We start from the raw sequence: 22,705 nt of genomic DNA on the forward strand, positions 1-22,705 counted from the left end.
GCCGTGTTCGTGTCCATACGCCGGGAGAGCCCGGCGCCACCCATCAAGCATAGCCAAACCCGTAGCCGTCGGGGCGGCGGGCTCAGCGTCGGGGCGGCGGCGGTGGCGGTGCTGGCGGAGGCGGAGCGACCAGCGCCCTGCGCCAGGCAGCGGCGTCCACCGCGACCGTCAGTTCCTGCCTGTCGCGCTGCAGCAGGAGATAGGCCCTGGCGGCGCTTGAACGCCGCAGGGCCTCGGCAAGATGCTCGATCCTGCGTACGGTGGTGTCATCCACCCGCAGGATGCGATCGCCGCTGCGCACGCCGAAGCGGGCTTCCGGGCCGGCGGCTTCCACGCGCACCTGGCCTTCGCTCGAACGCAATGCCAGGCGCGCATCGTCCTGGCGCCACTCCAGTGTCTGCGAGCTGCCACCGCCGGCCAGTGCCGGCAGTGGCAGGAGCATCATCATCAGCATCCAGCGGATACGCATCTCATGCGCCCCGCGTGGCAACCGCAGGCGGTACCGCTGCCGCGCGCCGGGCCGGCCCGAACACCGCGATCTGGCCAAGCACCCACAGCAGCAGTGCGCCCAGCGGCAGGTAGTGCAGCGGCATGCGCGGCAGCTCGTACATGTTCATCAGTGCCAGGTTGATCGCATAGGCGGCCAGCATGCCCAGCACGATGCCCAGCGTGGCCAGCAGGAAGTTCTCGGTCTGGAAGTAGCGCAGGATCTGCCCACGCGTCGCGCCGAGCGCGCGACGGATACCAATCTGCTTGCTGCGCTGCTGCACCCAGAAGCTGGCCAGGCCGATGATGCCCAGTGCGGTGACCACCAGCAGCGAGATGCACACCGTGATCAGCAGCCCGACCATGGCCCTGTCGTTCTTGAAGTAGTCATTGCGCTGCGCCTCATAGGTCAGCTTCTCGCGCACCAGCCGGTTGGGGTCGTTGCGTTCAAGCGCGGCGATCGCGCCCTTGAGTACTTCCTCGCGCCGTTCCGGAGCGGTGCGCAGGACGTACGGGCCCTGGGTGAAATCGGTCCGCACAGGCAGCACCATCGACAGCGTGGTGTTGTTGTTGTAATCGGTGGGCGTGGCCAATGACGCGACAATACCCACCACGTGCAGTGGCTGCTTGCCCATGTAGAACGTCTTGCCCAGTGCGTTCTCGCCGGGGTACAGCCTGTCGGCGAGCGTGCGGCTGATGATCACCGAGGAGGCGGTATTGGTGGAGGCGTTCTTCTGTGCATCCTCGACGTTGCTGTATTCACTGGGCTGGAAGTCGCGGCCGGCGGTCAGCTGCAGTCCAAGCGTGGACAGTCCACCTTCGCCGAACATGTACATGGTGACGAAGGCGGTCGGACGTTCCTGTTCCTGCTTCAGCGAAACGCTGGTATTGGAGGAGTTCGGGCGGAACGGCAGCTGGTTGACCTTCGCGGCGGCGGTGACCCCGGGAACGGCGCGCAGGGCGGACAGGTCCTCCTGGGTGCGGGCCTGGCCATTGGTCTGCTTGCCGATGCCGCTGACCCGGACGAACACCAGCTCGTTCTCGGCCAGGCCGCTGGTCTGGCTGATCCGTTCAACGCGCTGGGTGACCAGGAACAGGGCATTGCAGACGATGGCGCAGGTCAGGGCGACTTCCAGCACGATCAGGGCGGCGGCTGTCTTGTGCCGGCGCAGGGTGCTGAGGATGGGGCGGATATCCATGGGAGGTCCTCGTACTCGTGCTTACTGCGACTTGAGCTGGATGGCCGGGGTAACCTGCATCGCGCGCCAGGCGGGCAGGAAACCAGCGGCGAGGCTGGCGAACAGGGTCAGGCCAATGGCCAGCAGCAGCATGCTGCCGTCCAGGTGGGCCAGGCTCGCGTAGTCCACGGGTTGCTGGCGCACCGCATACAGGCCGAGCAGGGCCAGGCCGATGCCGAGCACGCCGCCGGCAACGCCGATCGCACCGGCTTCAACCAGGCATTGCAGGAAGATCTGCCCACGGCTGGCACCGAGGGCGCGGCGCACGCCGATCTCGCCGCTGCGGCGCAGGAACTTCGCCAGCAGCAGGCCCACCGTGTTGACCAGGCAGACGCCGAGAAAGCCCAATGCCAGCCACATCTGCAGGCGCACGTCGCTGGGCACGGCATTCTTGAACGTCAACCACTCCATCACCGGGCGCAGGCGCACGTTGGTAGGGCGCTCGAAACGGCCCGCTGCGCGCTGCTGGTCCGAGTAGTTGGCCAGGTAGCTGCGGTAGTCCTCGACCTTGGCCGGATCCAGCTCCACCCAGTACTGGATCCAGCTGCAGGGCGCGTTGATCGAGTTGCTGCTGCCATCCGGATTCTCGCCGAAGCAGTTCATGTTGCCGTTGCTGCCGAACTCCAGGTCCATCGCAGTGGAAAACGGCACCAGCAGGTCTTCATCCTTGCCGTAGTTGCCGGTGGTCAGATCGAAGAAGTGGGGTTCGGGATTCCACTTCTTCATCACGCCGATCACCCGCAGTGAATGGCCACTCAGGCGGATCTCGCGACCGGTGCTGTCGGCACCCTGGAACAGCTTGTCGTTGATCGCTTTCGACAGCACCACCACCCGGCTGCGATTGTCATCATCGCTGCTGTTCCAGGCACGCCCGTACTGCATCGGCACGTCGAACATCGGGAAGAAATCGGCCGACGTCCAGCGCGTATCCACCGAGAACGGCTTGAGCGTGCTGAGCTCCGGTTCCACCGTGCCGCCGCCCGCGCTCATCATCGCCTGGCGGATGCCGCGCTTCTCGCGCAGCAGGGTCTCGGCGTCGCGCCGTGTCATCTGTTCCTCAGGCTCCTCACCCGGGGTATAGCCGCCGCGCGGGCGCGGATCGACCTGCACGTAGAACAGCTGGTCGCTCTTGCCGGGAATCGGGTCGCCGGACAGCACGTGGAACACCGTCAGCGTGGTCATCGAGGCACCGATGCCGAGCGCGATGGCGACCACCATCAGTGCGGTCAGGATCTTGTTGCGGCGGAAGCTGCGTACCGCCAATCGGGTGTAGTAGGCGAACATGGGAGTGCCCTCACTCGTTGACGGCAACGATGTGGCGCGGCGGGGTAGCCAGCACCGGTTCGCGCACCAGGTCGGTCACCTGGCCATCGACGATGTGCACGTTGCGCTGCGCGCGCGCGGCCAGTTCCGGGTCGTGGGTGACCATCACGATGGTGGTGCCGGCGGCATTGATCTCCTCCAGCAGTTCCATCACGCCGCGGGCCATCTGCGTATCCAGGTTGCCGGTCGGTTCGTCGGCCAGCAGCAGGCGCGGGCTGCCGGCCAGCGCACGCGCGATCGCCGCACGCTGCTGCTGGCCGCCGGACAGTTCGTTCGGGTAGTGCTTCATGCGTGAGCCCAGGCCGACCTGGGTGAGCGCCTTCTCGATGCGTTCGCGGCGCTCGTTGGCACTCATCTTCCGGTAGCGCAGCGGCACGTCGACGTTGTCGAACAGGTTCAGGTCGGGAATCAGGTTGAAGCCCTGGAAGATGAAGCCGATCTTCTGGTTGCGCAGGCGGCTGCGGGCGTCATCGCCCAGCGTGCTCACGTCCTGGCCGTCAAGCAGGTAGGTGCCGCTGGTGAAGGTTTCCAGCAGGCCGGCGATGTTGAGGAAGGTGGTCTTGCCGGAGCCGGACGGGCCGGTGACCGCGACGAACTCGCCTTCCTTGACCTGCAGTTCCAGCGAGCGCAACGCGTGGGTTTCCACCTGTTCGGTGCGGAAGACCTTGGCGACCGAACGCATTTCGAGCATGTACATGGGGTGTCCTCTCTCCAGGATTCAGGTATCAGGTATCAGTTGACGGAGACGCGTTCGGCGTCCTTGAACAGGTCGCTGCCGGAGACCACGATGCGGTCGCCCGGCTGCACACCCGACTTGATTTCCACTTCGCCCAGGCTGCTGACGCCCAGTTCCACCGGACGCCGCACCGCGGTGCGGCCATCCATCACGTAGGCCACGCCATTGCCCTGTTCGACGAACGGGCCGCGCTCGACCTTCAGCACGTCCTTGCGGGTATCGAGCAGCACGCGCACCGACATCCGCTGGCTCTGGCGCAGGCCTTCCGGCTGCGCGCTGGCGAAGCGCACGCGGGCGTTGACCTCGCCGTTGACCACTTCCGGCGACACCGCGCTGATCTCGCCCGGGAACGGCTTGCCATTGCCGCCGGTCAGCTGCGCCGGCATGCCGATCGCCAGGTCGCGGGCGAAGCTCTCCGGCACCTTGATCTCGACCTCGAACTTGGACAGGTCGACCACGCCCAGCACCGGCGCGTTGGCAGCCAGGTTGGTGGACTGGACCGCCTGCACCTGGCCGACCTGGCCGTCAAACGGTGCGCGCAGGGTCAGTGCGTCGACCTGGCGCTGCACTTCGGCCACCACGGCCTTCTGGCGGTCGGCCAGCAGCCGCTTGTTGCGGGCATCCAGGTCGGCGCCCTGGCTCTGCAGGCGCGCATCGGTGGTGGCGTTGGCCAGGGTGATGTCGGCCTTCTTCAGCGAGTCCTTGGCCTTGGCCAGGTCGATCTGTGGCACCGCACCGCCGTCGTAGCCGCGCTGGAAGCGCTGCAGGTCGCGGTCAGCGGCCTGGCGCTCGATGGTGGCCTGGTCGGTTTCCTTGCGCGACTTGGCGCGGGCCAGGGTGGCGTCCAGCGCGGCACGGCTGGCCTCGGCTTCCAGGCCGGCCAGGGTGGCCTGTTCCTGGGCCAGCTTGCTGCGCAGTTCCGGGCTGTCGATGACCGCCAGTTCCTGGCCCTTCTTCACCACGTCACCGGCGACCACTTTCAGGTCCACGGTGCCGGCCGAGATGGCGTACAGGATCGGGCTATTGGCGGCGATCACCCGGCCGTCGGCGGCGATGTCGCGGACCAGGTCGCCGCGCTTCACTTCGGCGATGCGCACCCGGCTGCTGTCGAAGGAGCGGCTGGCATTGGACCAGGCATGCACGGCCCAGCCGATGCCGGCCAGCAGCACGATGGCGCCCAGCGCCGGCCAGCGGTAGCGCTGCCAGTTGACGCGGGTGGCGCCGGCGGGGGCGGAGGAAACGATCTGGTCCTGTGCGGAAGTGTCGCGGATCATCGGGTGCGTGCCTGACGGTGGTAGCCAGTACCAAGCACGTAGCGTGCCAACTTTATTTCCTTTCAGTTCAACAGGTTGGGCGGGCCGCTGGAGTGTCCGGGTGTCCGCGGACACCTTTCCGGACACTTTCATTAAGCGGACAGGAGGGGGAAGCCGGACACGCGGGCTAGAATGCGCCGATCGTCTTCAAGGAAACGCGTGACATGTGTGGAATCGTGGGTGCAATCGCCGATCGCGACGTGGTGCCGGTGCTGATCGAAGGCCTGAAGCGGCTTGAGTACCGTGGTTACGACTCCTCGGGCATCGCGGTGATCGATCACGCCGAGCGCCCCGAAGTACGTCGTGTCCGCCGCACCGGTCGCGTGTCGGAAATGGCCACGGCGGCCGAGGCCGAAGGGTTCAATGCGGTGCTGGGTATCGGCCACACCCGCTGGGCCACCCACGGCGGCGTCACCGAGGCCAACGCGCATCCGCACATCAGCCACGGCGTGGCGCTGGTGCACAACGGCATCATCGAGAACCACGAAGAGCAGCGCGAGAAGCTGCGCGCGCTGGGCTACACCTTCGAGTCGCAGACCGACACCGAAGTCATCGCGCACCTGATCCATCATCACCTGAAGGGCGGCGATGACCTGCTGGTGGCGCTGCAGCACACGGTGAAGGAGCTGACCGGCGCCTACGCGCTGGCCGTGGTCAGCCGCGCCGAGCCGGAGCGCTTCGTCTGCGCGCGCATGGGCTGCCCGCTGCTGGTGGGCCTGGGCGAGGGCGAGAACTTCGTCGCCTCCGACGTCTCGGCGGTGATCTCGGCCACCCGCAAGGTGATCTTCCTGGAAGAGGGCGACACCGCCGAGATCCGTCGCGATGGCGTGCGCATCTTCGATGAGCATGACCGGCCGGTCGAGCGCGATGTGCACCTGTCCGACGTGTCGCTGGCATCGCTGGAGCTTGGCCCGTACCGCCACTTCATGCAGAAGGAAATCCACGAGCAGCCGCGTGCGCTGGGCGACACCATCGAGGCGGCGATCGACGCCGGTGGTTTCCCGGCCGAGCTGTTCGGCAAGAACGCCGAAGCGGTGCTGTCGGGCATCGAGGGCGTGCAGATCATTGCCTGCGGCACCAGCTACTACGCCGGCCTGACCGCGCGCTACTGGATCGAAGCCATCGCCGGCCTGCCGTGCAGCGTGGAGATTGCCAGCGAGTACCGCTACCGGGCCGCGTATGCCAACCCGAAGCACCTGATCGTCACCATCTCCCAGTCCGGCGAAACGCTGGATACGATGGAGGCGCTGAAGTACGCCAAGGCGCTTGGCCACAAGCACACGCTGTCGATCTGCAACGTGCCGGAAAGCGCGATTCCGCGCGCCAGCGAGCTGGTCTGCTACACCCGCGCGGGCGCGGAGATCGGCGTAGCTTCGACCAAGGCCTTCACCACCCAGCTGGCCGCGCTGTTCCAGTTGACCGTGGTGCTGGGCAAGCTGCATGGCGGCATCGACGCGGCGCAGGAAGCGGATTACCTGGAACAGCTGCGCTTCCTGCCGGGCAGCGTGCAGCACGCGCTGAATCTGGAACCGCAGATCGCGGCGTGGGCCGAACGCTTCGCGCGCAAGTCCAATGCGCTGTTCCTGGGCCGTGGCCTGCATTACCCGATCGCGCTGGAAGGCTCGCTCAAGCTCAAGGAGATTTCCTACATCCACGCCGAGGCCTACCCGGCGGGCGAGCTGAAGCATGGCCCGCTGGCGCTGGTGGACGAGGACATGCCGGTGGTGGTGATCGCCCCCAATGACAGCCTGCTGGAGAAGGTGAAGTCGAACATGCAGGAAGTGCGCGCCCGTGGTGGCGAGCTGTTCGTGTTCGCCGACCAGGACAGCAACTTCAATGAGTCCGAAGGCGTGCACGTGATCCGCACGCCGCGCCATGCCGGCGTGCTCAGCCCGATCGTGCACACCATTCCGGTGCAGCTGCTGGCCTACCACACCGCGCTGGCACGCGGCACCGACGTGGACAAGCCGCGCAACCTGGCCAAGAGCGTGACGGTGGAGTAACACTCCCGGATCCGTCGAATGCTGCATGCGAAAAGGGGCCCGCGTGGCCCCTTTCGTTTGCGTGGTCGGCCATGCCAAGTGGGACAGCCACCGGGTGTTCTGTCCGCCGTCGGCAGCAGGCAATCATTCTTTAATGCGCGGCATCGGCTGTATTCAGCGGCGGTTTCAGCCGCGGTGCCATTCTCTGGATCGTCGGTTGGTTCCCACGACGAACTGTCCTATCGATGCCGGTAGTGACCGATGGTCGCAGTCGTAGAATCGATTTGACCGAGGTCCGGGTTGAGCGGTTGAGCCCACCTCGTTCGCGTTGCAGCACATCGCCTGCCGATCCATTCCACGCGGCGGGCGGGTGCGCCAGACGTGCGCTGAAAGGTCTGTTCCCGGGGAGGGGGCGTATCGGAAGAGCACACTTTTTTGACTTCAGTGACCTGCACCAGGAAACAAGAATGAACGTCCGCGAACTTCTGCAATCCAAGAAAGAAGCTGTCATCACCATCGACGCCGAGGACACCATCGGTGCCGCCGCCCACAAGATGAGCGCGAACAGGATCGCTGCGCTGGTGGTGATGAAGGACGATGCCCCGGTCGGCATCATTTCCGAGAAGGACATCGTGCGTACCCTGGCCGACGACGGCCCGCAGGCCGGCCGCCGGGTGATCTCCAGCCTGCCGTCCACCGGCCTGGAAGGCATTGCGCCGGACGCGACGCTGAAGCAGGCCATGTCGTTGATGACGTACTCGCGGCGCCGTCATCTGATGGTGACCGACGGCAACCAGCTGGTCGGCATCCTCAGCCTGGGCGATATCGTGAAGAACCTGCTGGGCGAGCTGGAACTGGAAAAGGCCGTGCTTCAGGACATCTACATGGCCGCCCACTGAGGGCTGCAGCGCTGGAAGCAGGGAAGCCGGGCATTGCCCGGCTTCTTCGTTCACGGCTTCGGTGATATCAGAACGTGACCTTTACCGAGTCGGCGCTGTAGTTCGCAGGACCGTGATAGACCACTTCGATGTTGTTGCCGTCCGGGTCGAGCACGAAGGCGCCGTAGTAGCCCGGGTGGTAGGGGCGTTCGCCCGGCGCGCCGTTATCGGTGCCGCCGGCGGCGATCGCGGCGGTATGGAAGGCATCGACGGTGGCGCTGTCGCGGGCCTGGAAGGCCAGATGGTGCCGGCCGGTCAGCTGGCCGGCGGCGGCCTCGCTGCTGGCGCTGGAAATGAACAGCTCATCGGCCCAGAAGTAATCATCGCCTTCGCCGGCGATCGGGATGCCGATGGTGTCGAACACCGCCTGGTAGAAGCGGCGGCTGGCCGCCAGGTCACGCACCACCAGCTGGATGTGGTCGATCAGGCGGCCGCGGTGCAGTTCCATCGTTTCCATACGAACCTCGCAAAAAAGGGGACGGAGGGGATTAAGTCGCTTCCGGCCAATAGTGCCAGAAACGACTTAATCCCCTCCGTCCCCTTTTTGTCAGTTGGCGATGATTTCGACCCAGTAGCCGTCCGGGTCCTTGATGAAGGCCAGATTCTTCATGCGGCCGTCGGTCAGGCGTTTCTGGAAGGTCACGCCGAGGTCCTCGAAGCGCTGGCAGGCGGCCTCGATGTCCGGCACCGACACGCAGATGTGGCCGAAGCCGCGCGGGTCGCTGTTGCCGTCGTGGTAGACCGCGCCCTGCTGGGTCTCGGTGCCGTGGTTGTGGGTCAGTTCCAGCACGCCCGGCAGGCCGGCCATCCACAGGCGGCGCTGGCTGTCGTCTTCCGGCACCACTGCGCCGGCCGGCACGTAGGCCAGGAAGTACAGGCTGAACTGGGCGTCCGGGAAGTCGCGCTTGTCGATCAGCTGGTAACCCAGTACGCGGGTGTAGAAGTCCAGCGAGGCGGTGATGTCCTTCACCCGCAGCATGGTGTGGTTGAACACGAAGCCGCTGGTTTCGGCCGGGGCCTGGGCGGCGACGCCGGGGACATCGCGCAGGGCGGGAATGGTCATGGGGGAGGTCCTTCAGACGGGGCCGTTGCCGGCCGGATGGCGCCATTCTACCGGCCCGCACCTGACGGCACCGCGACGTACAATGGCCGGATCGCACCGTTCCGTCCTGATAACGATTGCCCGCCATGTCGCAGCGTGAATGGGTGGCCGCCGCCATCCGCAAGATCGAAGCCGATTTCAACCGTTCCGCCGATACCCATCTGATCCCGCTGGCGCTGCCCGGGTTCGAGGGCATCGACCTGTACCTGAAGGACGAGTCGAGCCATCCCACCGGCAGCCTCAAGCACCGGCTGGCGCGCTCGCTGTTCCTGTACGCGCTGGCCAACGGTTGGTTGCGCGAGGGCCGGCCGGTGATCGAGGCCTCCAGTGGCTCGACCGCCGTGTCCGAAGCCTATTTCGCGCGCCTGCTGGGCCTGCCGTTCATTGCGGTGATCCCGGCCACCACCTCGCCGGAAAAGATCGCGGCGATCGAGTTCCATGGGGGCCGCTGCCACCTGGTCGAGCGCGCCTGCGACCTCAACTGTGATTCGGAAAAGCTGGCCCGCGAAACCGGCGGCCACTTCATGGACCAGTTCACCTATGCCGAGCGGGCGACCGACTGGCGTGCCAACAACAACATCGCCGAATCCATCTTCAAGCAGATGGCCGAAGAGCCCAGCCCGGTTCCGGAATGGATCGTGTGCAGCCCGGGTACCGGCGGTACCGCCGCCACGCTGGGCCGTTATGTCAGCTACCGCCGGCATGACACCCGCATCCTGTGCGCGGACCCGGAAGTGTCGGTGTTCTTCGACGGCTACAAGGCTGCCGTGGCCGGTGAACAGGACTGGCGTGGACTGACCTGCAGCGGTGGCTCGCGCGTGGAAGGCATCGGCCGGCCACGGGTGGAGCCGAGTTTCATCCCGACCAGTGTCGATGCGATGGTGAAGGTGCCCGATGCGCTGAGCCTGGCCGCGATGCGCCATGTCAGCCGCCAGCTCGGCCGCCGTGTCGGTGGCTCCACCGGCACCAACTTCATCGGCGTGCTGCAGGCCGCGCAATGGATGCGTGAGGCGGGCCACCAGGGCAGCATCGTCAGCATCCTGTGCGACAGTGGCGAGCGCTATGCGCAGAGCTATTACGACCCGGCGTGGTATGGGCGGCAGGGGATCGATGTCGACGGCGCCGATGCGCAGCTGGCGGCGGCGGTGGCCGGGCAGGGGTTGCCCGAACTGCCGTGGTGCAGCCTGGAAGCGTTGTAACGCGGCAACGCACGCCCGGCTGTGCATCGGCTGGGTAGCGTCTACTGTTGGTCGACCGCTCCACGTTCAGGTCGCCGGAATCCCGCGCTGCGCGCGAAAGTCGACCCACAGTCGACTCCACCCGGTCGCCGGGGCGTCTCAATACCCCGCTGCGGTGAACGCATCCAGCACCGCATCGCGCAGCGCATCAGGCAACGCCTCGATGTCCATCGCGCGGTCATCCAGGTGCAGGCTGGGGTCCAGGATGCTGGCGCGTCCCTGGGCCAATGCCTGCAGCCACAGCAGCACGCAGATCACGAACTCGCGCTCGTGGCCCAGCTGCAACTGGCTGGCGCCGCGCTCGATCACCTCGAACGGGTACCACTCCTGGGCATCGTTGAACGTGCCGCCCTGCTGCAATACCGCCTGCAGCTGCTCCAAATGGCGGGGGGCGTCGTCGCCGGCATCGCACAGCGCGGCGATCCAGGCCAGTTCTGCCGGGCTGGCGGACAGCGCCAGCGAGCGCGCCGGTGAGATGGATGCCACTGCAGCCAGACCTTCCATGTAGGGCCTCGTTCGGTAAGTACCGCTGCGGACTCCCCCGCAGCCAGAGCTTCGGTGCGCGGCCGTCAGGCCGACGTGAACGCCGGCGCATGCCCCCTTGTCAGCCGCGCCTGTCAGCGCCATATCTGGGAAGCTGCCCGCCCGCCGGGCCCGTTCCCTGGAGATCTGCCGTGACCGTTGCCAACCCCCTGCTCGACTTTTCCGGACTGCCGCGCTTTGACGCGATCCGCCCCGAGCACGTCGCGCCGGCGCTGGATGTGCTGCTGGCCGAGGCCGAAGCTGCCGTCAGCGCAGCCGAGCGGGTGCAGCCGGTGCGTTGGGACACCTTCGTCACCCCGCTGGATGACGCCACCGAGCGCCTGTGGCGTGCCTGGGGCCTGGTCGGCCACCTGCAGGGGGTGGTCAACACCCCGGAACTGCGTGAGGCCTACAACGGCAACCTGCCGCGGGTGACCCGTTTCGCCAGCGCGCTGGGCCAGAACCTGGCGCTGTATCGCCAGTACCAGGCACTGGCCGCCAGCCCGGAGGCCGCGCATTTCAATGAAGCCCAGCGCAAGGTGCTGGACAACACGCTGCGTGACTTCCGCCTGGGCGGTGCCGAGCTGGCACCTGAGGCGCAGCAGCGCTTTGCGGCGATCAAGGAGGAACTGTCGGCGCTGTCGGCGAAGTTCTCGCAGAACGTGCTCGACGCCACCGATGCATGGTCGCTGTACATCGAGGACGAAGCGCGACTGCTGGGCCTGCCGGAAGACGTGAAGGCTGCCGCGCGCGCTGCGGCAGAGAAGGACGGCAGGACCGGCTGGAAACTGACCCTGCAGATGCCGTGCTACCTGCCGGTGCAGACCTGGGCTGAAGACCGCGACCTGCGCGAGATCCTGTACCGTGCCAGCGCGCAGCGTGCATCGGAGTTCGGCGATGACGCGCTGGACAACAGTGGCAACATCGACCGTATCCTTGCCCTGCGCGCCGAACTGGCCGCGTTGCTCGGCTTCGATTCGTACGGCCATTACTCGGTGGCGACCAAGATGGCGCAGGACCCGGCCGAAGTACTGGGTTTCCTGCGTGACCTTGCCGCGCGAGCCAAGCCGTTCGCGGCCAAGGACCGCGCCGAGCTGGAGCAGTTCGCACGCGAGCAGCTGGGCATCGATGCCCTGCAGGCCTGGGACCTGGCGTTCGCCGCCGACCGCCTGAAGCAGGCGCGTTACAGCTATTCCGAGCAGGAAGTGAAGCAGTATTTCACCGAACCGAAGGTACTGGGCGGCCTGTTCTCGGTGATCGAGCAGCTGTATGGCCTGCATGTGCAGGAAGACAGCGCACCGGTGTGGCACGAAGACGTGCGCTTCTTCCGCCTGGTCGATGCGCAGGGCGCGCTGGTCGGCCAGTTCTACCTGGACCTGTACGCACGCGAGGGCAAGCGCGGCGGTGCGTGGATGGACGATTGCCGCAACCGTCGCGTGCGTGGCGACGGCAGCGTGCAGACGCCACTGGTCTACCTGGTGTGCAACTTTGGCCGGGGCGCCAACGGCAGGCCGGCGACCTTCAGCCACAATGAAGTGACCACGCTGTTCCATGAGATGGGCCACGGGCTGCACCAGCTGCTGACCCGCATCGGCGAACTGGGCGTGGCCGGCATCAACGGCGTGGAATGGGACGCGGTGGAGCTGCCCAGCCAGTTCATGGAGAACTTCTGCTGGGAATGGGACCACCTGCAGGGCATGACCGCGCACGTGGACAGTGGCGAGCCGCTGCCGCGCGCGCTGTACGAGCGCATGCTGGCGGCGCGCAATTTCCATAGCGGCATGGCCACGGTGCGCCAGCTGGAGTTCGGCCTGTTCGACATGCTGCTGCACAGCCAGTTCGAACCGGCGCAGGACAGCGTGCTGGCACTGCTGGACCGAGTGCGCGCGGAAGTGGCCGTGAACCACCCGCCGGTCTGGAACCGCTTCCCGCACCAGTTCAGCCACATCTTCGCCGGTGGTTACGCCGCGGGTTACTACAGCTACAAGTGGGCCGAAGTGCTCAGCGCCGATGCCTACGCCGCGTTCGAGGAAGCGCCGCAGGCACTGGCTGAAACCGGTGCACGCTTCCGCGATGAGATCCTGTCGCGTGGTGGCAGCCGCCCGGCGGCGGAGAACTTCAAGGCCTTCCGCGGCCGCGCGCCGCAGATCGACGCGCTGCTGCGGCACTCGGGCATGGCGTAAGCGAAAAAAAGGGGGGACGGAGGGGATTAAGTCGTTTGTGCACAAACGACTTAATCCCCTCCGTCCCCTTTTTCTATTCGGCGTAGATCATCTTCCGGGTCATGCCGCCGTCGACGATGAAGTCCTGGCCGGTGCTGAAGCCGGACAGCGACGACAGCAGGTACACCGCCAGCGCGCCGATGTCCTCGGGGCGGCCGACCCGGCCGACCGGGTGCTGTGCCTGGTCGATGGCGGAGTACTCCGGTGCGTGTCGCCGCGAGGGGGCCTGCCAGGCCGTGGTGCCGATCCAGCCCGGACTGATGCTGTTGACCCGCACCGTTGGGCCGGCACTGATCGCCAGCGCATGGGTGAACGCCACCAGCCCGCCTTTGGCCGCAGCATAGGCCTCGCTGTGCGCTTCGGATTGCCAGGCGCGGGTCGAGGCGATGTTGATGATTGCGCCGGCGGCGCTGGCCGTCAGCGCCGGTAGTGCGTGCTTGCTGCACAGGAAGGCACCGTGCAGCGAGGACAGGCGGCGCTGCCACTCGTCCCAGTCCATGTCCTGCAGCTGCGTGCCATGCGGTCCGGCGATGCCCGCGTTGTTGACCAGCCCGTCGATACGGCTGAAACGCCGCAGGGCCACGGCGATGAAGTCGCGCACGCTGGCTTCGTCGGTGATGTCCAGGCGCTGGAATGCGGCCTCGCCACTACGCTGCCATTCCGCCAGGCACGCCTCGCCGGCCTCCACGTCCAGGTCGCCGATCAGCACGCGTCCGCCGGCACCGAGCACGGCCTGTGCGATGCCACGGCCGATGCCGTTGGCGCCGCCGGTGACCAGCACCACCTTGCCCGACAGCGGCGCGGCCGGCCATGCGGCAATCGGCGGCACCGTGCTCACGTCAGGTCTTCGCCACGCAGGCGGCGATGCCAGCCGTCCACGCCGATGCGGTCCAGGGTCTGGATGTTGCGCTCGACGATCACGTCCGGGTCCGGATAGACATCCACTGCGCGCGCCACGCTGTCTTCGCGCAGCAGGTGCAGGGTGGGGAAGGGCGCGCGATTGGTGTAGTTGCTGGCGTCGTCCGCTGCCACGCCGTCGAACTGGTAGTCCGGGTGGAAGCTGGCCACCTGCAGGATGCCCTGCAGGTCCAGTGCCTCGATCGCGGCGTCGGCGTTGTCGAGGAAATCGTTGTAGTCGAGGAAGTCGGTCAGCACCTGCGGATGCACGATCAGCGTGGTATCGATCTGCTCGGCCGGCGTATCGCGCAACAGCACCAGTTCCTCGGCCAGCTGCTCAACCAGCGCTTCCGGCGTGGTCGCATCACTGAGCACGATGCGGACCTGGTCCTTCACATACACCGCCTTGGCGAACGGGCACAGATTCAGACCGATGACGATGCGCTCCAGCCACAGGCGGGTGGCAGCGATCGGGTCATCGGTGGGCAGGGGGGAATCGGTCATGGCGGGCACGTCGGCTGGCGGGGCCGCCATTGTAGGCGCGTCGCTGGCAACGCGCCGTCGTGCCTGCCGCTGGCAGCGCCGGGGCATGCCCGGCGGATGCCTCAGTCGCGGAAGTTGTTGAACTGCAGCGGCAGCTCGAACTTGCCGGCCTTGAGCACGGCGATGGCGTCCTGCAGGTCGTCGCGCTTCTTGCCCTGCACGCGCAGCTTGTCGCCGTTGATCTGGCTTTCCACCTTCAGCTTGGCATCCTTCAGCGCCGCCGCGATCTTCTTGGCGATCTTCTGCTCGATGCCCTGCTTGACGGTGATCTTCTGCCGGGCCTGGGCCAGGTTGGTCTCGATGTCGCCGAACTCCAGGCTGAGCACGTCGATGCCGCGTGCGGCCAGGCGAGCACGCAGGATGTCGTTCATCTGCTTGAGCTGGAACTCGGTCGGCGCGGTCTGGTTGATGACATCGCCGTCGCGCTCGAACTTTGCGTCCACGCCCTTGAAGTCGAAGCGGGTGGCCAGTTCGCGGTTGGCCTGGTCGATGGCGTTGGTCAGCTCGTGGGTGTCGACTTCGGACACGACGTCGAAGGAAGGCATGGGCGGTGCTCCGCAGGTTTCAGTGGCGATCATTCTATCGCGAGGGCCCGCATGCCCGTCCCCTGTAGAGCCGAGCCCACGCTCGGCGGCTTTGTGAAGAGCAGCCGAGCGTGGGCTCGGCTCTACAGAAAGCGACGACCGGGCGATAATGGGCCATGAACGTGCAACGCTCCCCTTCGCGTGCGGTGGCCTGGATGGTCGCTGCGGTCGCCTGTTTCTCGCTGATGGACGCTGGCATGAAGCAGCTGTCGGCCAGCTATCCGACCCTGGAGGTGACCTTCCTGCGCGGCGCGGCCTCGTTGCCGTTCGTGCTGGTCTGGGTGTTGGCCAGCGCCGGCCCGCGCTCGCTGGTGCCGCGTCGCTGGGGCCTGCACCTGCTGCGTGGCGCGCTGGGCATGGCGATGATCGGCTGCTTCGTGTTCGCCCTGCGCGACCTGCCGCTGTCCACCGCCTACACCATCTATTTCGTCGCCCCGTTGCTGATCGCCGCCTTGTCGGTACCGCTGCTGGGCGAGCGGGTCGGGCCACGGCGCTGGGTCGCCATCGGCATCGGCCTGGTCGGCGTGCTGGTGGTGCTGCGGCCGGGCGTGGACGGTTTCATCTCGGTGCCCGGCCTGATGGTGCTGGCTGCGGCCACCGCCTATGCCGTGGCGGCGATCACGGTCAGCCTGCTGACCCGCACCGATACCTCGCAGTCGATGGTGGTCTGGTTCCTGGTGATCATGGCCATCGGTGCCGGCCTGCTGTCCCTTCCCGGCTGGGTGCCGCTGCAGCTGGCGCATGCGCCGCTGATCGCCGGCATGGGCCTGGCCGGGGCGCTGGGCCAGATCGCCCTGACCAAGGCGTTCCAGCTGGGAGAGGCCTCGATGATCGCGCCCTTGGAATACAGTGGCCTGGTCTGGGTGATCGGTTGGGATCTGGCCTTCTGGGGCCAGCTGCCTGATGGCTATACCTGGGTGGGCGCCGCGATCATCGTGGCTTCGGGGCTGTACCTGCTGCATCGTGAGCGCCTGAACCGGGTGCAGCCACCGAAGCCGCTGGACCATCCCTGAGCCGGTTGGGCCTGGGAATGGGGTCAGAGCCCCTGCGGGGATCCGACCCCGGGGTCGGATCCCCGCAGGGGCTCTGACCCCAGCCAACACGTCGGCGCGGGCGGCTTAGAACCAAAAGGAATAACATTCTGGCCCATGGCGCGGGCGCGCGACCGCCTGCGCTGGTAGGCTGCACGCCCCCTTCCGTCACCCAGCCGGTGAGCCACGCCCGTGATCGAGTTCCAGCGCCTGCACAAATCCTATGCCGTTGCCGGCCGCGAAGTCAGCGCGCTGCAACCGCTGGACCTGACCATCGAGGCCGGTGAGGTATTCGGCATCATCGGCCATTCCGGCGCCGGCAAGTCGACCCTGATCCGCATGATCAACCGCCTGGAAGAACCCAGCGGTGGCCGGCTGCTGATCGGTGGCGAGGATGTCACCGCACTGGACGCGGACGGCCTGCGCACGCTGCGCCGGCGCATCGGCATGATCTTCCAGCACTTCAACCTGCTGTCGTCGCGCACGGTGGCTGGCAATGTCGCCTTCCCGCTGGAGCTGGCCGGCACGCCGCAGGCGGAGATCGACGCGCGCGTGGCCGAGCTGCTGCAGACCGTGGGCCTGGAAGCGCATGCGCAGAAGTATCCGGCGCAGCTGTCCGGCGGCCAGAAGCAGCGTGTCGGCATCGCCCGTGCGCTGGCGACCCGCCCGCAGATCCTGCTGTGCGACGAGGCCACCAGCGCGCTGGATCCGCAGACCACCGCCTCGGTGCTGTCGCTGTTGTCGAAGATCAACCGCGAGCTGGGCCTGACCATCGTGCTGATCACCCACGAGATGGACGTGATCCGCCGTGTCTGCGACCGCGTGGCCGTGCTCGATGCTGGCCAGATGGTCGAGACCGGTCCGGTTACCCGGGTGTTCCTGCATCCGCAGCACCCGACCACGCGGCGGTTCGTCAGCGAATCGGAGCACGTGGACGAAGGGGCGTTGCACCGCGATTTCGACGTGGTGGGCGGGCGCATCGTGCGCCTGACCTTCCTCGGCGGCGACACCTACGAACCCCTGCTGGGCAGCGTCGCGCGCCAGACCGGGGTCGACTACAACATCCTGTCCGGCCGTATCGACCGGATCAAGGACACCCCCTATGGCCAGCTGGTGGTCGCCCTGGTGGGCGGTGACCAGTCCGCCGCGCAGGCTGCCTTCGTGGCTGCCGGCGTGCATGTCGAGGAGCTGCGTCGATGATCATCGCCACTGCCGGCGGTTTCTTCCGTCACCTGGATGCGGGCAAGTGGGCCGACATCGGCCAGGCCACCTTCGACACCCTTCTGATGCTGCTCGGTTCGCTGCCGCTGACCCTGGCCATCGGCCTGCCGCTGGGCGTGCTGCTGTACCTGTTCGGGGCGCCGCAGATGAAGCGCCGGCCGTTTGCCTATGGCGTGCTGGCTCTGGTGGTGAACCTGCTGCGCTCGGTGCCTTTCATCATCCTGATGATCGTGCTGATCCCGGTCACGCTGTTCCTGATGGGTACCTCGCTGGGCGTGCGCGGCGCGATCGTGCCGCTGGTGATCGGCGCGGCGCCGTTCTACGCGCGCCTTGTCGAGACCGCGCTGCGCGAAGTGGATCGTGGCGTGATCGAGGCGACCCAGGCGATGGGCGCCACCACCTGGCAGCTGGTCACCCGGGTGCTGCTGCCGGAAGCACGACCGGGGCTGATCGCCGGGGCGACGGTCACCACCGTGGCCCTGATCGGCTTCACCGCGATGGGCGGTGCGATCGGTTCCGGTGGCCTCGGCGACCTGGCGTTCCGCGATGGTTACCAGCGTTCGCACACCGACGTGGCGCTGGTCACCGTGGTCCTGTTGCTGGTCCTGGTGCAGCTGCTGCAGATGCTCGGCGACCGCCTGGTCGCGCATTACAGCCGCAAGTAACAGAATGCCGGGCGGCAGCCGGCCAGCGGCCGGCTCTACCCGATTGCCGGGAAAAAAACGGTAGTGCCGGCCGCTGGCCGGCAATTCCACGTGCGGTCAACGCGCGTTCGGTACTTCGTAGCCCAGCTTGCCGACCTGTTCCGGATGCTGAGGCACGCGCTTGAGCTTGTCGGTGTTCACGCCGTACTCGTCGCGCAGGCGCTCGGCCAGCTCCTTGTACAGGGCTTTGTCCATGTCCGGCTTGCGCGCGAAGATCCAGGCCATTTCGCGGCCCGGATAACCGATCAGTGCCCATGAATAGTCCGGGGCCACTTCCAGTACCCGCGAATGGGTCGGCACCACGCGATAGAACCAGGTTCGCCAGCCATGGTTGCCGCTGTCCGGATCGACGCTGGCACGTGCGCGAATTTCCTGCAGTGGTTCGCCGAAGCCATCACGGTAGCGGTAGGTGATGGCGACCTTGTGCTCGTCGCGCAGCTCGTACTCGTTGACGCTGGCGACATGCCCGCGTTCGATGAAGTTCGGCACGCGGCCGATCACATACCAGGTGCCCATGAAGCGCTTCAGGTCGATCGGCGCCCCCGGGTCGGCCGCGTCGGTGGCGCTGGCGCGGGGCGACGGCGGCTCACTGGCGGCCATGGCAGGACCTGCCAGGGACAGAGCCAGCAGCACGGCGCAGAACGGGCGGATCGAAGTCATGCGGGAGCGGGCTCCAGTGGGCTTGCACGCGCATGGTCGACTGTGTGCACGCGATCCGTCAATGGTGTCGCATCCTGTGAGAAGGGGCTTGCCCAAGCTGTGTTGCATTGTCTACCGGAGAAGCCCCCATGAACGCTCGTTCCGTCCGTCGCCCTGCAACTGAACGCGTCATCGAACGCGCCGACCCACGCCTGCTGCGCGGCGTGCGGCAACTGGCGCTGGCCGGACTGGCGCTGATCCTGGTCTGGCCGGCGGCACGCGGCAGCAGCGCGTGGCTGGGCTGGCTGCCGATGTGGCTGGTGGGCATGCCGCTCGCCGCCTGGTGGGCGCTGCTGCGCTTTCCGCTGCCGCACCCGTCATGGCGACGGCGGGCGCGGCGTACCGGTGGACAGGCGCGCCGTCGGCCGGCTTCCGCCGCACGCGGCCGGCGCGGTCCGGCGGCCACGGCCTGACCTTCGACACGGGGGAGGCCGCGACATTCCGTGCTAGCGTTCCCCGGCTTATGACTGCCTGGAGCTGCAATGTCACGACTCGCTTCCGCCTGCCTGCTGGCCGGCATGATGACCGCTGCCTCGGTGGGGACCGCCGTGGCCGCTGAAGACACCGATCGCTACGCCTGGCTGGAGGACGTCACCGGCGACAAGCCACTGTCCTGGGTCAAGGAACAGAATGCCAGGTCCGAGGCGCGCCTGGCGCAGACCCCGGCCTTCAAGCAGATGGAGACCAGCATCCGCGAGGTGCTCGACTCCGACGCCAAGATTCCCGGCGTGCAGAAGATCGGTGACTACTACTACAACTTCTGGAAGGACCAGCAGCACGAGCGCGGCCTGTGGCGCCGCACCACCCTGGCCGAGTACCGCAAGGCCTCGCCGCAGTGGGAGACCGTGCTCGACCTGGATGCACTGAACAAGGCCGAGGGCGAGAACTGGGTCTGGCACGGCGCCGACTGCCTGCGCCCGGATTACAGCCGCTGCCTGATCGCGCTGTCGCGCGGCGGCGCCGACGCCGACGTCACCCGTGAGTTCGACCTGGCCAACAAGACCTGGATCAAGGACGGCTTCTTCCGTCCGGAGTCGAAGGGCGGCCTCAACTGGGTCGATCGCGACACCGTGTTCGTCTACACCGACTTCGGTGCCGGCTCGATGACCACCTCCGGCTACCCGCGCGTGGCCAAGCTGTGGAAGCGCGGCACGCCGATGTCCTCGGCCACCGTGGTGTACGAAGGCAAGCCGGAGGACATGTACATCGCGGCGATGCACGATGACACCCCGGGCTTCGAACGCAACCTGGTCAGCCGCACCCTGGCGTTCTACAACAACGAGCTCTACCTGCGTGGCGACGACGGCACGCTGACCAAGATCGACGCGCCGAACTCGGCCGAGAAGGGTTTGCACAAGCAGTGGCTGACCCTGGAACTGCGCGATCCGTGGACCGTGGGCGGCAAGACCTACGCGTCCGGTTCGCTGCTGGCGACGAAGCTGGACGATTTCCTGGCCGGCAAGCGCGACTTCGACGTGCTGTTCACCCCGACCGCGACCACCTCACTGGCCAGTGCCAGCTGGACCAAGAGCCACCTGGTGCTGAACGTGCTGGACGACGTCAAGAACCGCCTGTCGGTGCTGACCCCGGGTGCCGACGGCTGGCAGACCAGCCGCTTCGTCGGCGCCCCGGCCTTCGGCACGCTGGGCGTGGCTGCGGTGGACAGCAATGACAGCGACGCGGTGTGGCTGACCGCCACCGATTACCTGACGCCGACCACGCTGGCCCTGGCCGAGATCGGCCAGGCACCGGAAACGCTGAAGACCATGCCGGCCTTCTTCGATGCCAAGGGCAAGGTGATCGAGCAGCACTTCGCCACCAGCAAGGACGGCACCCGCGTGCCGTATTTCGTGGTGCACGACAGGGCGATGAAGCTCGATGGCTCCAACCCGACCCTGCTGTATGGCTACGGTGGTTTCGAGATCTCGCTGACCCCGAGCTATTCCGGTGGCATGGGTCGCGCCTGGCTGGAGAAGGGCGGCGTGTACGTGGTCGCCAACATCCGCGGCGGCGGCGAGTACGGCCCGCGCTGGCACCAGGCGGCGCTGAAGCAGAACCGTCACAAGGCCTATGAAGACATGGCCGCGGTGGCGCGGGACCTGGTCAAGCGCAAGATCACCAGCGCCAAGCACCTGGGCGTGCAGGGCGGCAGCAACGGTGGCCTGCTGACCGGCAACATGCTGACCCAGTACCCGGAGCTGTTCGGTGCGGTGGTGGTGCAGGTGCCGCTGCTGGACATGAAGCGCTACAGCCACCTGTTGGCCGGCGCCTCGTGGATGGCCGAGTACGGCAACCCGGACACCAGCGACTGGGAATTCATCAAGACCTTCTCGCCGTATCACCTGTTCAACGCGAAGAAGAACTACCCGCCGGTGCTGTTCACGACCTCCACCCGCGATGACCGCGTGCACCCGGGCCACGCCCGCAAGATGGCGGCGAAGATGATCGACGCCGGCAAGGACGTGACCTACTACGAGAACATCGAAGGGGGCCACGGCGGCGCAGCCAACAACGCACAGGCCGCGCATATGTCCGCGCTGGCCTACAGCTTCCTGTGGGAGCGGTTGGGCGGCAAGTAAGCAGAACGGAAAACGCCGCCCCAGGGCGGCGTTTTTCTTTACCGGTAGTGCCGGCCGCTGGCCGGCAACCGCATCATTCAGGCATTCCCGGGTTGCTGGCCAGCGGCCGGCACTGCCGTCAACGTGATCCCTGCCAACGCTTCAACCCGCGTGCGATCCGCGCCACCGCCTCCTGCAACCGCGGTACTTGCTGGGTATACGCCAGCCGCACATGCTGGTTGGCGCGATGGAAGCCGAAATCCAGGCCCGGGGTGAATGCCACGTGCTCGGTTTCCAGGAAGTGCGCGCAGAACGCCTGCGCGTCGTCGGTGAACGCGCTGACATCGGCGTACAGGTAGAACGCGCCCTGCGGCTCGACTTCAATGCGGAAGCCGAGCTCACGCAACGCGGGCAGCAGGAAGTCGCGGCGTTGGCGGAACGCTTCACGGCGCTGTTCGAAGATCGCCATTGATTCCTCGCTGAAGCAGGCGAGCGCGGCGTGCTGGGCGATGCTGGAGGCGCTGATGTACAGGTTCTGCGCCAGCTTTTCCAGGTCCGGTACCGCTGCAGGCGGTGCCACCAGCCAGCCCAGCCGCCAGCCGGTCATGCCGAAGTACTTGGAAAAACTGTTCAGCACGAACGCGCTGTCGTCCACCTGCAGCACGCTGGGCGCATCCAGGCCGTAGGTCAGGCCGTGGTAGATCTCGTCCACCACCAGGTGGCCGCCCCGCGCGTGCAGGGCCTGCGACAGTGCCGCCAGTTCGTCGGCGGACAGCACGGTGCCGGTCGGATTGGCCGGTGAGGCGACCAGCGCGCCGACGCTGTCGTCATTCCAGTGCTGTTCCACCAGCGAAGGGGTCAGCTGGTAGGCGGTGTCCGGGCCGACCGGCACCAGCTGCGCGCCGCCCTCGACGAGGCGCAGGAAGTGGCGGTTGCAGGGGTAGCCGGGGTCGGCCAGCAGCCAGTGGCGGCCGGGGTCGACCAGCAGGCTGCTGGCCAGCAGCAGCGCACCGGACCCACCCGGGGTGACCAGGATGCGTTCGGGATCGACATCCAGCCCATAGTGGCTGCGGTAGAAACCGCTGATCGCCTGGCGCAGCGCCGGCAGGCCGCGCGCGGCGGTGTAGCGGGTGTGGCCGGCGGCCAGTGCGGCCTGGCCGGCACGCACGACGGGTTCGGCGGTAGTGAAGTCCGGTTCGCCGATTTCCAGGTGGATCACATCGTGGCCTGCCTGTTCCAGCGCCTGCGCGCGGGCCAGCAGGGACATCACGTGGAACGGAGCGATTTCATGGCTGCGCCGGCTGTAGCCCGGCGTGTGGGGCGGGGTGCTCATGTGCCCATGGTACGCCGGCCGGCGCAACCCATGAC

The 22,705-nt window shown here is 67.0% G+C and carries 22 protein-coding genes; 9 read left to right on the forward strand and 13 right to left on the reverse strand.

The window, feature by feature from the left end:
- Positions 1 to 82: 82 nt before the first annotated feature.
- The 5 genes from ACUVWL_RS20255 to ACUVWL_RS20275 are packed head-to-tail and all read right to left on the reverse strand — an operon-like array spanning position 83 to position 5,057.
- Positions 83 to 454, reverse strand: a complete 372-nt coding sequence (locus tag ACUVWL_RS20255) for a PDZ domain-containing protein (protein ID WP_014648487.1) — start codon at positions 452 to 454, stop codon at positions 83 to 85.
- A 16-nt stretch (positions 455 to 470) separates the two neighbouring features.
- On the reverse strand, positions 471 to 1,685 hold the full coding sequence (locus tag ACUVWL_RS20260) for an ABC transporter permease (RefSeq protein ID WP_014648486.1): 1,215 nt from the start codon (positions 1,683 to 1,685) through the stop codon (positions 471 to 473).
- A 21-nt stretch (positions 1,686 to 1,706) separates the two neighbouring features.
- Entirely contained in the window at positions 1,707 to 3,008 is a 1,302-nt protein-coding gene (locus tag ACUVWL_RS20265) for an ABC transporter permease (protein WP_014648485.1), read from the reverse strand.
- 10 nt (positions 3,009 to 3,018) lie between these two features.
- Positions 3,019 to 3,744: an ABC transporter ATP-binding protein gene (locus tag ACUVWL_RS20270; protein WP_014648484.1), complete on the reverse strand. Its 726-nt coding sequence runs from the start codon at positions 3,742 to 3,744 to the stop codon at positions 3,019 to 3,021.
- Positions 3,745 to 3,779: 35 nt separating this feature from the next.
- Positions 3,780 to 5,057 carry an efflux RND transporter periplasmic adaptor subunit gene (locus tag ACUVWL_RS20275; protein ID WP_032961233.1) on the reverse strand — a complete coding sequence of 426 codons (1,278 nt, stop codon included), beginning with the start codon at positions 5,055 to 5,057 and terminating at the stop codon, positions 3,780 to 3,782.
- 203 nt (positions 5,058 to 5,260) lie between these two features.
- On the opposite strand from ACUVWL_RS20275, the gene glmS reads away from it, so the two are divergent.
- Positions 5,261 to 7,099, forward strand: a complete 1,839-nt coding sequence (glmS, locus tag ACUVWL_RS20280) for a glutamine--fructose-6-phosphate transaminase (isomerizing) (RefSeq protein ID WP_445978699.1) — start codon at positions 5,261 to 5,263, stop codon at positions 7,097 to 7,099.
- 446 nt (positions 7,100 to 7,545) lie between these two features.
- The gene (locus tag ACUVWL_RS20285) at positions 7,546 to 7,977 is read left to right on the forward strand and encodes a CBS domain-containing protein (protein ID WP_014648481.1); all 432 of its coding nucleotides are present in this window, start codon (positions 7,546 to 7,548) and stop codon (positions 7,975 to 7,977) included.
- Between the two features lie 67 nt (positions 7,978 to 8,044).
- Here the strand turns inward: ACUVWL_RS20285 and ACUVWL_RS20290 are convergent, their stop codons facing one another.
- Together ACUVWL_RS20290 and gloA are read right to left on the reverse strand one after the other, a co-directional pair.
- On the reverse strand, positions 8,045 to 8,473 hold the full coding sequence (locus ACUVWL_RS20290) for a VOC family protein (protein ID WP_049404183.1): 429 nt from the start codon (positions 8,471 to 8,473) through the stop codon (positions 8,045 to 8,047).
- Between the two features lie 90 nt (positions 8,474 to 8,563).
- A complete protein-coding gene (gene gloA / locus ACUVWL_RS20295; protein WP_111206406.1) occupies positions 8,564 to 9,079 on the reverse strand; it encodes a lactoylglutathione lyase in 516 nt (171 codons plus the stop codon).
- Between the two features lie 125 nt (positions 9,080 to 9,204).
- On the opposite strand from gloA, the gene ACUVWL_RS20300 reads away from it, so the two are divergent.
- Positions 9,205 to 10,317, forward strand: a complete 1,113-nt coding sequence (locus ACUVWL_RS20300; protein WP_014038552.1) for a PLP-dependent cysteine synthase family protein — start codon at positions 9,205 to 9,207, stop codon at positions 10,315 to 10,317.
- Between the two features lie 138 nt (positions 10,318 to 10,455).
- Here ACUVWL_RS20300 and ACUVWL_RS20305 read toward each other — a convergent pair whose 3' ends face one another.
- Complete coding sequence (locus ACUVWL_RS20305; RefSeq protein WP_014648478.1) at positions 10,456 to 10,860, reverse strand: hypothetical protein; 405 nt, start codon at positions 10,858 to 10,860, stop codon at positions 10,456 to 10,458.
- Positions 10,861 to 11,030: 170 nt separating this feature from the next.
- Here ACUVWL_RS20305 and ACUVWL_RS20310 point away from each other — a divergent pair, with 170 nt between their 5' ends.
- Positions 11,031 to 13,061, forward strand: a complete 2,031-nt coding sequence (locus ACUVWL_RS20310) for a M3 family metallopeptidase (protein WP_049440000.1) — start codon at positions 11,031 to 11,033, stop codon at positions 13,059 to 13,061.
- A 73-nt stretch (positions 13,062 to 13,134) separates the two neighbouring features.
- Here the strand turns inward: ACUVWL_RS20310 and ACUVWL_RS20315 are convergent, their stop codons facing one another.
- The 3 genes from ACUVWL_RS20315 to ACUVWL_RS20325 form a co-directional block, all read right to left on the reverse strand.
- Entirely contained in the window at positions 13,135 to 13,938 is an 804-nt protein-coding gene (locus ACUVWL_RS20315; protein WP_032961223.1) for an SDR family oxidoreductase, read from the reverse strand.
- Positions 13,935 to 14,501, reverse strand: coding sequence for a DUF1415 domain-containing protein (locus ACUVWL_RS20320; protein ID WP_049406028.1), 567 nt, complete (start codon positions 14,499 to 14,501; stop codon positions 13,935 to 13,937). Before ACUVWL_RS20320 ends, ACUVWL_RS20315 begins: the two co-directional genes overlap by 4 nt.
- 101 nt (positions 14,502 to 14,602) lie before the next feature.
- Positions 14,603 to 15,085, reverse strand: a complete 483-nt coding sequence (locus ACUVWL_RS20325; RefSeq protein WP_006471121.1) for a YajQ family cyclic di-GMP-binding protein — start codon at positions 15,083 to 15,085, stop codon at positions 14,603 to 14,605.
- 155 nt (positions 15,086 to 15,240) lie between these two features.
- On the opposite strand from ACUVWL_RS20325, the gene ACUVWL_RS20330 reads away from it, so the two are divergent.
- From ACUVWL_RS20330 to ACUVWL_RS20340, 3 genes are all read left to right on the forward strand, one after another.
- Positions 15,241 to 16,137 carry a DMT family transporter gene (locus ACUVWL_RS20330; RefSeq protein WP_014648474.1) on the forward strand — a complete coding sequence of 299 codons (897 nt, stop codon included), beginning with the start codon at positions 15,241 to 15,243 and terminating at the stop codon, positions 16,135 to 16,137.
- 210 nt (positions 16,138 to 16,347) lie between these two features.
- Complete coding sequence (locus tag ACUVWL_RS20335) at positions 16,348 to 17,355, forward strand: methionine ABC transporter ATP-binding protein (protein WP_014648473.1); 1,008 nt, start codon at positions 16,348 to 16,350, stop codon at positions 17,353 to 17,355.
- On the forward strand, positions 17,352 to 18,041 hold the full coding sequence (locus tag ACUVWL_RS20340) for a methionine ABC transporter permease (protein ID WP_014648472.1): 690 nt from the start codon (positions 17,352 to 17,354) through the stop codon (positions 18,039 to 18,041). The genes ACUVWL_RS20335 and ACUVWL_RS20340 overlap by 4 nt, the downstream gene beginning before the upstream one ends.
- A gap of 96 nt (positions 18,042 to 18,137) precedes the next feature.
- Here the strand turns inward: ACUVWL_RS20340 and ACUVWL_RS20345 are convergent, their stop codons facing one another.
- Positions 18,138 to 18,740, reverse strand: coding sequence for a lipocalin family protein (locus ACUVWL_RS20345; RefSeq protein WP_014648471.1), 603 nt, complete (start codon positions 18,738 to 18,740; stop codon positions 18,138 to 18,140).
- Positions 18,741 to 18,868: 128 nt separating this feature from the next.
- Here ACUVWL_RS20345 and ACUVWL_RS20350 point away from each other — a divergent pair, with 128 nt between their 5' ends.
- Together ACUVWL_RS20350 and ACUVWL_RS20355 are read left to right on the forward strand one after the other, a co-directional pair.
- Positions 18,869 to 19,192, forward strand: coding sequence for a hypothetical protein (locus ACUVWL_RS20350; protein ID WP_346601753.1), 324 nt, complete (start codon positions 18,869 to 18,871; stop codon positions 19,190 to 19,192).
- Positions 19,193 to 19,261: 69 nt separating this feature from the next.
- Complete coding sequence (locus ACUVWL_RS20355) at positions 19,262 to 21,358, forward strand: prolyl oligopeptidase family serine peptidase (protein ID WP_126411375.1); 2,097 nt, start codon at positions 19,262 to 19,264, stop codon at positions 21,356 to 21,358.
- 118 nt (positions 21,359 to 21,476) lie between these two features.
- On the opposite strand, the gene ACUVWL_RS20360 is transcribed toward ACUVWL_RS20355, so the two are convergent.
- Positions 21,477 to 22,670 (reverse strand): pyridoxal phosphate-dependent aminotransferase, encoded by a 1,194-nt coding sequence (locus ACUVWL_RS20360; protein ID WP_049406038.1) that lies wholly within the window; start codon positions 22,668 to 22,670, stop codon positions 21,477 to 21,479.
- Positions 22,671 to 22,705: the final 35 nt, after the last annotated feature.

It is taken from the genome of Stenotrophomonas muris (genome assembly GCF_052751275.1).